This window comes from Microbacterium sp. UBA837, from assembly GCF_002296025.1.
Lineage (GTDB): Bacteria > Actinomycetota > Actinomycetes > Actinomycetales > Microbacteriaceae > Microbacterium.
Map to the genome: position 1 here is coordinate 1 of NZ_DBHD01000221.1, position 11717 is coordinate 11717.

10 protein-coding genes are annotated in these 11717 nt (G+C 66.7%); 5 read left to right on the forward strand and 5 right to left on the reverse strand.

All coding sequences use genetic code 11. The features are described from left to right. Positions 1-107 precede the first annotated feature (107 nt). Both B3587_RS15795 and B3587_RS15800 read left to right on the forward strand, forming a co-directional pair. Positions 108-452: a histone-like nucleoid-structuring protein Lsr2 gene (locus tag B3587_RS15795; RefSeq protein WP_292709046.1), complete on the forward strand. Its 345-nt coding sequence runs from the start codon at positions 108-110 to the stop codon at positions 450-452. A gap of 40 nt (positions 453-492) precedes the next feature. Further along, the gene (locus tag B3587_RS15800; protein ID WP_228176892.1) at positions 493-1344 is read left to right on the forward strand and encodes an alpha/beta fold hydrolase; all 852 of its coding nucleotides are present in this window, start codon (positions 493-495) and stop codon (positions 1342-1344) included. A gap of 11 nt (positions 1345-1355) precedes the next feature. On the opposite strand, the gene B3587_RS15805 is transcribed toward B3587_RS15800, so the two are convergent. Then, complete coding sequence (locus B3587_RS15805) at positions 1356-3656, reverse strand: acyltransferase family protein (RefSeq protein ID WP_292730454.1); 2301 nt, start codon at positions 3654-3656, stop codon at positions 1356-1358. A 170-nt stretch (positions 3657-3826) separates the two neighbouring features. Continuing rightward, entirely contained in the window at positions 3827-5011 is a 1185-nt protein-coding gene (locus B3587_RS15810; protein ID WP_292730457.1) for a sensor histidine kinase, read from the reverse strand. A gap of 241 nt (positions 5012-5252) precedes the next feature. Here B3587_RS15810 and B3587_RS15815 point away from each other — a divergent pair, with 241 nt between their 5' ends. The 3 genes from B3587_RS15815 to B3587_RS15825 all read left to right on the forward strand — a co-directional run bounded on the left by B3587_RS15815 (position 5253) and on the right by B3587_RS15825 (position 9520). Further along, positions 5253-6776 carry a SulP family inorganic anion transporter gene (locus B3587_RS15815; protein ID WP_228176889.1) on the forward strand — a complete coding sequence of 508 codons (1524 nt, stop codon included), beginning with the start codon at positions 5253-5255 and terminating at the stop codon, positions 6774-6776. A 269-nt stretch (positions 6777-7045) separates the two neighbouring features. Beyond that, the gene (locus B3587_RS15820) at positions 7046-7780 is read left to right on the forward strand and encodes a hypothetical protein (protein ID WP_228177173.1); all 735 of its coding nucleotides are present in this window, start codon (positions 7046-7048) and stop codon (positions 7778-7780) included. 57 nt (positions 7781-7837) lie between these two features. Further along, entirely contained in the window at positions 7838-9520 is a 1683-nt protein-coding gene (locus B3587_RS15825) for a carbohydrate-binding domain-containing protein (RefSeq protein WP_292730463.1), read from the forward strand. A gap of 42 nt (positions 9521-9562) precedes the next feature. On the opposite strand, the gene B3587_RS15830 is transcribed toward B3587_RS15825, so the two are convergent. The 3 genes from B3587_RS15830 to B3587_RS15840 all read right to left on the reverse strand — a co-directional run. Next, positions 9563-10297 carry an amino acid ABC transporter ATP-binding protein gene (locus tag B3587_RS15830; RefSeq protein WP_292730466.1) on the reverse strand — a complete coding sequence of 245 codons (735 nt, stop codon included), beginning with the start codon at positions 10295-10297 and terminating at the stop codon, positions 9563-9565. Further along, positions 10294-11166, reverse strand: a complete 873-nt coding sequence (locus B3587_RS15835; protein WP_292730469.1) for an amino acid ABC transporter permease — start codon at positions 11164-11166, stop codon at positions 10294-10296. Before B3587_RS15835 ends, B3587_RS15830 begins: the two co-directional genes overlap by 4 nt. Further along, positions 11163-11717, reverse strand: a 555-nt coding sequence (locus B3587_RS15840) for a transporter substrate-binding domain-containing protein (protein ID WP_292730472.1), incomplete at its 5' end; no start/stop codon positions are given. The genes B3587_RS15840 and B3587_RS15835, both read right to left, overlap by 4 nt.

The window sequence follows — 11717 nt, forward strand, 5'->3', positions numbered from 1 at the left end:
TGCCGGAATTCTGCCGTAATTCGGGGTCCGGTCGCGAAAGAACGGAATTCACCCCGCGATGGACTTTATCTCCCGACTCAGGGATGCATTCGCAATACACTCGACATATGGCACGCAAAATCGTTCATCAACTCGTCGATGATCTCGACGGAACCGTTCTGGAGATCGGCGAAGGAGAAACATTGACGTTCTCCCTCGACGGCGTCGCATACGAGATCGATCTCACCGACGCGAATGCCGCAGCGTTGCGGGATTCGCTGGCGCCGTATGTCTCGGCCGGACGCCGAATCTCGGCGTCGCACAGCGCATCGGCGGCGGGACGCAAGCGCCGGCGTTCGGGCCAGCAGGACTACAGCGCCGTGCGCGCGTGGGCCAAGGAGAACGGGTACTCCGTCTCGGAGCGCGGACGAGTTCCGGCATCCGTTCTCGAGGCCTATAACGCCGCCAACTGAACCGGCGATGGAGCCTCAGATCACGGGGTCCGCATCGCGCGTGGTCACCGTTGGGAGCCGTGCGATCGGCTATCGCGTGTTCGGTGACACCAGCTCATCGCGCACAGTCATCAGCGCTCACGGCGGACTGGTGAGCGCCGGGGATGCGTCGGCTTACGACGAGATTGCGCGCGACCGCGGCATCCGGATCGTCTCGCCCGACCGTCCCGGAGTCGGAATGAGCGATCGCGACCCGCAGCGGTCGATTCTCTCGTGGGGACATGAGGATGTCGGCGCCGTTCTCGACGACATCGGCGCGACCGACGCCGTCGCGCTGGGTTGGTCGGCCGGCGGACAGTATGCGCTAGCGGCTGCCGTGGCACAGGCTGACAGGATTCGAGGCGTCGTCGTGATCGCGGGCGCGCTGCCGCTGGACGACGCCGACAATCTCCGCGAGCTCAACCGCATGGACCGGCGGCTCATCACGTTGTCCCGGCGCCTGCCCGCTACAGCCCGCAGCTACTTCCATGTGATGCGGCGGATGCTACGCCGTAGGCCAGAGCAGGTTGAACGCTTGTCGGAGAAATCGCTGGGGCCCGCCGATGCGGCGATCATCCGCGCCCGTTCCGAGTGGTATACCGCCTGCATGCTCGAGGCAGTCACGCAGATCGACGGCGCGGTCGACGAGTACCGGGTCTTCGGAGCGCCGTGGGGCTTCACGCCCGCCGAGGTTTCTGCGCCGGTGACCATCATCCAAGGCGACGCCGATCAGCTCATCCGACCTGTCTGGTCTTCACGAATGGTCAGCGCGCTGCCTTCGGCAACGCTCGTGAACTTTCCCGAGGCAGGGCATTTCGTCGGACTGGCCCATCCGGATGCCGTGATGACGGCGCTCGACGAGCACCTCGGGTGATCGCGAGACCGTCAGCCGTTGGCGATGAGGCCTTGGCTCTGAAGCGCCCACGTGAGATACGGCGCGATGTGCTCTGCATACGGGACCGTCAGGTGCGTCTGGTCGTACTTGGTCGGTAGCGTCCCAGCGAACGCGGGGCAGATCCCCTCCCAACAGCTGAATGGCAGCGCGTCGATGGCATGATCACCGGATGCCGCCGCGGCGGCTGCTGTCGCCTCCCACATCGCGATCCAGGTGTCGTCGACCGCGGCCGCGCACGCCGCCGGGGACGACACCTGCGAGTAGCACGCACCGAGGTTCACTCCCTGCGGCGGCGGAGCCAGGTACACGACTCGTCCGGGCATTCCGTACGTGGCAGTCTCGGCCTGCGCCGCCGTGACGAGATCCTGCGCAGACAGATCGGTTCCTTCCGTCGAGCGCCCAAGCGTGAAGACGTTCGAGACGACGAGCAGGGATGGCTGATCAGCCGCGATCAGTGCGCGAACGAATTCCTTGCATTGCGGGCAGGCAGCCATGATCCCGTCGCCGTCGTTCTGCACGAGGACATCGGTGAAACGGCATCCGTAGAGCCCCATCGTGGTTGCAGAGATCTGACCGCCGCTGTTCTCGGCCATCGCCCGGAACGCAGGAGCGTAGGCCATCGCCGTCGAGTCGCCGACAAGGTACAGGTGGGTCGGCGCGTCAGCGCTCCCCCACGTGCACGCCGCGGGGTCTGGCATCACCGTCGGCGAAAAGCAATCGTGCGCCGGATTCGCTCCGGATGACTGCGCCATGACCTCGTCGAGGGACGGACGCAGTTCCGGCCACGACGTCGCCGTGACTGCCGCAGCCAGCTCCGCCGGCAGCTGTGCCGTCGGGTCTGCCGCCGGCGCCGGAGCCGAGGGATCAGCAATTGCCGGCGGCTGAATGAGCGGGCCCGCGCCGGACGTGGAATGAACCCACGTCGCTGTTGCCAGGGCGACAGCGAGCAGACCCGCCGTCGCCAGGAAGATCTGAGCCCCGAATCGCTCACGCCAGACTCGACCGGGCTCCGCCTCGTGTTCGGGCGCCGCCTCGACCGCAACCGGGGCTGCACCATCATGCGCAGCGGACGGCGACCACGGTCCCGTGGGGGCGGCCGGACCAGTGGACGCAGCCGGAGGCACGGGAGGCACGGCTGGCGGTGTCGCCCGGCGGCTGTCGGGGAAATACCGCGTTCCCGGCGTCCATCCCGCGGGCCGAGTCGAGGTCGCAGCACGGACTGCGGGCCCGGTGCCCACCGGTGGCGCCGCGGGTGGCGCCACCGGTTCGGATATCGAACGATCGGGCACCCTCGGCATCCGGGCCCCCAGCCACGGGGCGTACCGCAATGGCTGTTCGACGACGAAGTACGAACCAAGGCTCAGCACGGCGATGGCCGCCAGCACGATCCAGATCATCTGATCGGACTCGGGAAGCAGTGCAGCGGCGAAGACGATGACGGGAAAGTGCCACAGATACAGCGAGTAGGACATGTCGCCGACGAAGACGCTCACAGGGTTGGTCAGCGGAAACAGGTGCCGTTGACGCGGATCTCCCGCCGCTCCGCCCGCGAGCACGAGAGAGGTTGCGATGACCGGCAGCGCAGCCCACGGCGCCGGAAAGCCGGCAGCGGTGGGTTCGATGATCAGGACCGAGACCACCGCGCCGGCGAGCCCGACCCATCCCAGCACGATCCCGACCGGTCGCGGGATGCGTGCGAGCAACGGAACCGCTGCAGCGAGAAGCGCACCGGCGGCCAGTTCCCACGCCCGTGTCAACGTGGAGAAGTAGGCGAGGGTCGGCTGCGCCTCAGTCTGCGCGAGCGCCCATACGAAGGATGCCGCGACTACCGCTCCCGCAGCGATCCCCACCACGATCCGCATTGCTCCGCGCCCACGCGCGGCAACGGGCATCAGCAGCACGAGAACCACGAGCAGACCCGGCCACGCGAGGTAGAACTGCTCCTCCACCGACAAGGACCAGAAGTTCTGCAGCGGCGACACGGCGTCGGCGGCGTGAAAGTAGTCGGTTCCCTGGGCGGCGAAGCGCCAGTTCGAGACCAGCAGCGCAGCACTGGTGGCATCCCACAGTGTCTGGTCTGCGCGAACGGTGTTGAAAAGCGCAAAGGCGGCACCGACTACCGCGCCCAGGGTGACGAGCGCAGCGGGAAGGATGCGACGGGCCCGGCGCGCGTAGAACCCCCCAGCGACACGCGGCCACGACGGCTGATCTCGGAGAGCAGCATCCCCGTGATGAGGAAGCCGGAGATCACGAAGAAGATGTCGACCCCCACGAATCCCCCGGCGGGCCATCCGACGGCGTGCGCGCCAAGCACCGCCAGGCGGCAAGCGCGCGCAGGCCCTGGATGTCGCGGCGCGGCGCGGTGGGGGAAGCGGAATCGGGAGTCATGGCAAGGCCGCCGACAATTGTCTGGGAGCGCTTCCACACCCCGGCTGTGCGCTACGGTCGCCGCGTCGGCCCGTCAGTTCAGGCCGGGCGGGTTCGGCAGCGTGATCTGCACCCGCGCGCCGCCGAGCGGCGAGTCCTCAAGGATCACATGGCCGCCGTGGGCCTGGATGATGCGGCGGCAGGTGGCGAGTCCGAGACCCAGTCCCTCGACGCCCACGGCGTCGCCCCGATCCATCAGATCGAACACGCGCCGGCGAAGGTCACGGGGCACACCCGGCCCGTTGTCGTCGACGGTGATGACAGAACCTGATGCGGTTCCCGTTCCCCTCACCTCGACGTGCGGCGTGACGCCCGCGGCCGCTGCGAACTTCACCGCGTTCGCCACGAGGTTCTGGATAACAACCCCCAGGAGCGTGCGGTCGGCCCAGACCTCGAGATCGGCATCCACCGCGATCGTGGCAGACGTCGCGGCGATGGGCGCACCCAGATCAGCGATGACGTCGGCGGTCAGCTCGTCGAGGCGCACCGATTGAGGATGCGGCGCCGCCGACCCACGGCGCGCATACTCGAGCAGGCCGGCGATCATCGCGGCCATCCGGTCGGCCGCGGATTCGGCGTGCGCGAGAGATCGGGCTGCCTGCGGTGCCCGCTCGATGTCGGGGCTGTCGGATGCCAGCTCCAAGAAGCCGGTCAACGCGGTCAGCGGATTGCGAAGGTCGTGGCTGATCTGCCCCGCGAACTGCGTGAGCATCTCATTGGTCGCGGTGAGCTCGCGGGTAATGCGCCGCAGCTCGAGGACATCGATGACCTGCCGTGCAAGAACATCCAGTCCGCGCCGGGTGTCGTCGTCAAGCTCCCGAACGTCCTCGTCGAACACGCAGAGCGTCCCGATGATCGCGCCGTCAGGTGTCACGAGTGGGCTCGATGCGTAGAAACGCACCCAGGCGATGTCACCCATGACGAACGGGTTGGCGCGGAATCGCGGGTCCTGCCGGGCATCCGAGATCACGATGGGCGCCTGCTCTGTCAGAACGGCGACACACATCGAATCAGTGCGGGCGCAGACCGCCGGTTCGAACCCCTCTGCCGCGATCTGGTGTTGGAAGCGATCATCGATGATGTTGATGACGGCTTTCGACACCTCGCACAGCATCGCCGCGAGGCGGACGAGGCCCTGAAGCTCAGACGCGGGTGGCGACGTGATCACGTCGTAGCTGTCGATCGCCTCCAGCCGGGCCGCCTCGTCGACTGTCGTCATCCGTCGTTCCCCTCACGCCCAATCAGGATCAGGATACGGCGTGCCCGCCCCTGCGAGGGCCGCGAGCGCCGGAGTCAAACCTCACGAACTCCGCAATCTTGCACGTTCCTCGCAGCATCCAGCCGAACGGATGCGGAGTACGGGTGATTCTGCGGAGTTAGGGACGCCCAGTCACTCCCAGGTAGGGTGGTCGCCGCCATCCCGGCGCCACACCAGGGCGCCCGATCTCCCCTGGAGTGCCGTGACCGATACCAGCCCTGCGCGCGAGAACTCTGCCCGCTACCGCATCGAACCGACAGTGCTGCAGGCACTGCGAAGCCCGAGGCTGCTCACCCGAGAGGTGCTTGCGGGGCTTGTCGTTGCCATCGCGCTGATCCCGGAGGCCATAGCCTTCTCGATCATCGCGGGCGTCGATCCGCGCCTGGGCCTGTTCTCGTCGTTCGTCATGGCGGTGGCTATCGCGTTCCTCGGCGGCCGGCCCGCGATGATCACCGCTGCCACGGGCGCCATCGCGCTGGTGGTCGCGCCGGTGGCGCGCGAGTACGGCGTCGACTACCTCATCGCGACAGTGATGCTCGGGGGGCTCATCCAGATCGTGTTCGCCGCCCTCGGGGTGGCCAAGCTCATGCGCTTCATCCCGCGCAGCGTCATGGTCGGCTTCGTGAACGCGCTCGCGATCCTTATCTTCGTCTCGCAGTTTCCGCAGCTCATCGATGTGCCCTGGCTCGTCTACCCCATGGTCTCCGCGGGACTTCTCATCATGTACCTCATGCCGCTGTGGACGAAGGTCGTCCCCGCACCCCTGGTGGCGATCGTGTTGTTGACCGCCGCGGCTGTCGTCTTCGCCATGAACATCCCCACCGTCGGCGATCAGGGGGACCTTCCCGAGAGCCTGCCGACCCTGTTCATCCCGGACGTCCCTTTCAGCCTCGAGACACTCCAGATCATCGCTCCCTACGCGCTCGCGGTCGCGGTGGTCGGCCTGCTCGAGTCACTCATGACCGCGAAGCTCGTCGATGACATCACCGATACGCACTCCCGCAAGACGCGCGAAGCGTTCGGGCAGGGCGGTGCGAACATCCTGTCGGGCCTTTTCGGCGGCATGGGCGGGTGCGCGATGATCGGCCAGACGATGATCAACGTCAAGGCCTCAGGCGCTCGCACGCGCATCTCGACGTTCCTCGCCGGGGTCTTCCTGCTGATCCTGGTGCTCGTGCTCGGCGACATCGTCGCGGTCATTCCGATGGCAGCCCTCGTCGCCGTCATGATCGTCGTCTCGGTCGCGACCTTCGACTGGCACAGCATCCGCCTGTCGACCCTGCGCCGGATGCCCAAGAGCGAGACTGCCGTCATGCTCATCACGGTCATCGTGACGGTGTGGACCCACAACCTCGCGATCGGCGTGGTCGTGGGTGTGTTCGCGGCGATGGTGCTGTTCGCCCGCCGGGTCGCGCACTTCGTTCAGGTGCGCCGAGAGATGGATGCCGACGCATCAGTTCCGACGGCGCGCTACACCGTCGACGGAGAGCTCTTTTTCGCCTCGAGCAACGACCTGACCACCCAGTTCGAGTACTCCCACGATCCCGACCGTGTTGTCATCGACATGTCCAACTCGCACATCTGGGATGCCTCGACTGTCGCGGCATTGGATGCCGTCGTGACGAAGTACGAGCAGCGCGGCAAGCGCGTCATCCTTGAGGGGATGAACGAGGCGACTACCGACTTCCACGGCAGACTCTCGGGGGAACTCGGCGCCGGCCACTGAGGAGTCCCGCCGCGCCCGTTGACCACCCCGTGGACCGAACGGTCGACGAGCACTCCCAGCCAGTTCGTGGTCGGATCATGCCCAGCGCTTGATCATCCGGCAGGTGGGAAACAGGGTGCGCCGACAGTCGGCATAGCCCCGATGCGTACCCATAGAGGATGGCTGATTCACCCTCGACCGCCGACCACCCTCCACGCGATGCATCCCGTGCGACACAACCGGGTGCCGTGACGCTCCCGCGGAAAAGCCGTCGGCTGCGGCGGGCAGTGATGGCGGGCGGGCTGGTCGTGGTGCTCGCGGCCGGCGGAGGGGCGTGGTGGGCCGCAGACCGATTCCTGATCGAGCACGTGGAGATCGCCGATGTCTCGGCCTACGAAGCCTCGTACGGGACATCATCGAACGCGACAGAGACGGACACAGACACCGACACTGACGCCGCTACCGACACCGAGGCGGTGATCACCGACAACTCCTACACGTCGGGCGACACGTCGATCACGATCAGCACGGTGCATACCGGGAGTGGGTCCGACGCCGTCACGTATTACGTCGCCGATGTTGTGCTCGGTGATGCCACCGATCTGAGGTCTGCGTTCGCCAAGGATCAGTTCGGTGAGAACATCACCGAACTCACCTCGGCGATCGCTGCCGACAACTCGGCGGTGTTCGCGATCAACGGCGACTACTACGGATTCCGCGACACCGGCATCGTCATCCGTAACGGCGTCGTGTATCGCGATGAGCCGGCACGCGAGTGGATCGAACCAGACGGCGGAGGCTTCGAGCTTCCCGGCATGACGATCGTCGAAACCAAGTCCATGTCGCAGGCGAGCGAGGTCGACAGGATCCTGTGGCGCCTGGGCGCGCGGCCCGTGTCGCTGAGCAAGTATGCGACCGGCCTTGCCGCGCTTCACCCCGAACTTCCCCGCAACAAGTGGTCGCGCCTCCTGCGCGGTCCCTTCGCCGTCGGCTCACGAGAGGAGACATCATGCGCCGCCGCCTAGCCCCTCCTGTTCGCCCCCCTTGTCGTGACCGGTGTGGTCCTCGCGGGATGCACCGCCGTGACGACATCGACGGCAGAGTCGACCACGGCTGATACCGCGGTCATCGAGACCACCGTGACCGTCGACTCCGACCTGGCCGCCGAAGCCGTGCTTGCCGCCAACGAGGACTACGCGACCGTCAACGATGATGAGTGGGATGCCGCATCCGCCGTCGATGTCACCCTGAGCGGTTCGTCGGAATCCAGCTCATCGGACGCTGTCGCGATCGATGGTTCCACGGTCACGATCACCGCTGCCGGCGTCTATCGACTCAGCGGGGATCTCGCGGGATCCGTGATCGTGGCCGCACCTGACGATGCGCTGGTCGTGCTGATTCTCGACGGCGCGACAATCGAGAACACATCCGGCGCAGCGATCGATGTGCAGACCGCTGACGACGTCGCGATCTACCTGGAGTCCGGGACGACCAACGCCGTCTCAGACACATCCAGCTATGCCGATGAGGCGGAAGCGAACGCCGCGATCTACGCCGCCACAGACCTCACGATTTCGGGCGACGGCACGCTCACGGTGGACGGCAACGGCAATGACGGCATCACCAGCACCGACGACCTCGTGATCCTGTCGGGAACGATCGAGGTCGACGCCATCGACGATGGCCTGCGCGGCAAGGACGCACTCGTGATCGAGGGCGGCACGGTCACCGTGACCGCGGGCGGGGATGGTCTGAAGAGCGATCAGGATGACGATGCTACGCGCGGCTACGTGCTCATCGCCGATGGGACAGTCCAGGTCACCGCTGGTGACGACGGGATTGCCGCTGCCACCGACGCCGTCGTCACCGGCGGAACCGTCACGATCGAGGCGGGCCGAGGCGCAGACGCCGCGCTGTCGGCGGACGCCGATCCGAAGGGGATCACCGCCGGCGTGGTCGTCGCCCTGGACGAGGGCACGGTGAACGTCGACGCAGCCGATGACGCCGTACACAGCGACGGATCGGTCGGCATCGGTGGCGCCGATGTCACCCTGTCGACGGGTGATGACGGCATTCACGCGGAGCAGACCGTGGAGATCCGATCTGGCGAAGTGACGGTGACTGAATCTTACGAAGGGATCGAAGGAGCCGACATTGCTATCTCGGGGGGCACGGTCGACGTCACCGCGAGCGATGACGGTCTCAATGCCGCCAGCGGCAGCTCGAGCGGCGGCATGGGTGGCGGCGGGATGCAGAACTCAGGCGAGACGCTCACAATCTCGGGCGGCATCGTGACGATCGATGCCGACGGTGACGGCCTGGATTCCAACGGCACGATCGTGATCTCGGGCGGACAGACCGTCGTCTTCGGTCCGACGAACAGCGGGAACGGGGCGCTCGACTCCAACGGTGGCATCGAGGTCACCGGCGGCACGGTGCTGGCGCTGGGAAGCTCGGGCATGGCCGAGACACCCGACTCGACGTCGTCCCAGTCGTGGGTCGCGGCATCCGTCTCCGGCTCAGCCGGCACGACCGTCACGATCACCGACTCCAGCGGCACCGTGCTCGCCGAGGTGACCTCGCCCAAGCAGTTCGAAACTGTCGTGTTCAGCTCGGCGGATGTCGCAAGCGGCGCCACGTATACCTTCAGCACCGGCAGCACCACGGTCTCGGCTCAGACCGGAACCGCGCTCTCGGGCGGTATGGGCGGCGGTATGGGCGGCGGAGGAATGGGCGGTGGCGGAGGCGGTGGTCAGCGCCCCTGATAAGAGCGGCGCGTGAGGCGGGTGGCCCAACGGCTACCCGCCTCACGCACGAAATCGTGCCAGAAACTCTCTCGTTCGGTCCTCGCGCGGCGCGCCGAACACCTGGGCTGGGGTGCCCTCCTCGAGCACGCGTCCCTCGTCGAGGAACAGCACGCGATGCGCGACATCGCGCGCGAAGGCCATCTCGTGTGTGGCCATCAGAATGGTGGAACCCTCCTCGGCGAGCTGACGGACGAGGCCGAGCACCTCGCCGACGAGCTCCGGATCCAGCGCCGAGGTGATCTCGTCGAGTAGCAGCACCTCGGGGTCGGTTGCGATGGCCCGCGCAAGCGCCGCGCGCTGCTGTTGGCCGCCGGAGAGCCGGTCGGGATGCTCGTCCGCGAATGCTCCGAGCCCCACCCGATCGAGTAGCACCTTTCCTCGTTCTTCGGTGTCGCGGCGCGGAATCCGTCGCACGACCCGGGAAGCGAGGGTGACGTTATCGAGCAGGCTCAGGTGCGGGAACAGGTTGTAGCTCTGGAAGACGGTACCCAGCCGTGAACGCACCCGGTCGGCATCGACGCGCGGATCCGAGATGTCATCGTCACCGAGCAGGATGCGGCCATCGTCGATGCTCTCGAGCAGATTCAGGCACCTCAGCAACGTTGACTTACCCGATCCACTCGAACCGATCACCGCGACGACCTCGTGACGCGAGAGCTCGAGCGATACGCCGCGCAAGACGGGCTGGTCGCCGAATCTCTTCCACAGGCCCTCAGCCCTCAGCACGGCGCTCACAGGACCGATCCCGCCTGCTCGCGACGCTGCAGCTTCGCCGTGTACCAGTCGGCCACCCGGATCGTCGGGATGGCGAGCAGGACGAACAGGATGCCCGCGACGACATAGGGCGTGAAGTTGTAGGTGAGGGACACCTCCGAGCGGGCGGCCGCGACGGCATCCACGGCTCCGAGAATAGAGATCAGCCCGACATCCTTCTGCATCGAGATGAAGTCGTTCATCAGCGGCGGTGTCATCTTGCGTAGCGCCTGCGGCAGCACGACATGCCGAAGCGTCTGCACGTGGCCGAGCCCGAGGGCACGGGCGGCGAGCCGCTGTGACGGATGCACGGCCTCGATACCGGCACGGATGACTTCAGCAACGTATGCCGAGTAGGTGAGGGTGACCGCGATCACCCCGAGGACAACCGGCGGGATGCGCTGATCCATGATCGTGGGGATGCCGAACCCTACCAGGTAGAGCACGATGATGAACGGGAAGCCGCGGAACAGGTCGGTGTAGCCGGCCGCGAGCACCCGCAGCGGGAAGAACACCGGTCCGCGCAGGGTGCGGAGCACCGCGACAGTCAACGCGACAACGCTCACCGTGATGACCGACAGACCCAGCACCTGCAGGTTCAGGAGGAATCCGTCCCAGATCTTCGGGAGCGCCTCGATCGCGATCCGCGGATTGAAAAAGGCCTCTTGTACCGCCGACCACCCCGGCGTCTGGATGACAGTGAGCCAGACGACCGCGCCGAACACCACGGTCGACGCGACCGCAACGAGCACAGAGCGCTGCGACCGCCGGCGCCGATAGGCGCGGCGGTCGAGCTCGAGGGCGCTCAGCGGCGGCGGGCCGTCCGCGGCAGCAGGGGCGGGAGCGGTCACTGCAGGATCGGAACGCCCTGCTCGGCATCCAGCCACTGGTCGGTGATCTGCTGGAGCGTGCCGTCGGCGCGCAGCTCGTCAATCGCTTCCGACACGGATGCCGTCAGCGGTGAGTCCTTCGCCAGCACAACGCCCCACTCATCGGCGATTCCGCCCAGGGGCAGCTGGCCGACGATGAAGGAGTTCTCGATGTACTGCGACGTGGCAAGGAACGCCGTCGGCAGGTCGATCACGAACGCGTCGATCTGCCCGGCCTTGAGGGCTGCGACGGCATCCTCGTTGGACGAGTAGAGCTGGGTCGCCGTGTCGGGCTGAACTACCGCATCGATCGTCTGCGCGCTGGTCGAGCCCGACATCGCGCCGAAGACGAGGGACTTCAGCCCATCGATGTCGGTGACACCCTCTGCCGGTCCGCCCTCGATCGCCACGACAGCCTGGGCCGCCGAGTAGTACGGGGACGAGAAATCGACTGCCTGCTTGCGCTCGTCGGTGATCGTGTACTGCTGGATGTTGAAGTCGAAATCCTTCGGACCGGGGGCGATCGCTGCCTC

Bases quoted from the DNA above. Each gene is read 5' to 3' on its own strand.
- B3587_RS15795 (WP_292709046.1), top strand. From the start codon at position 108: ATGGCACGCAAAATCGTTCATCAACTCGTCGATGATCTCGACGGAACC.
- B3587_RS15810 (WP_292730457.1), bottom strand. From the start codon at position 5,011: ATGACGACAGTCGACGAGGCGGCCCGGCTGGAGGCGATCGACAGCTAC.
- B3587_RS15805 (WP_292730454.1), bottom strand. From the start codon at position 3,656: ATGGCCCGCCGGGGGATTCGTGGGGGTCGACATCTTCTTCGTGATCTC.
- B3587_RS15820 (WP_228177173.1), top strand. From the start codon at position 7,046: ATGGCGGGCGGGCTGGTCGTGGTGCTCGCGGCCGGCGGAGGGGCGTGG.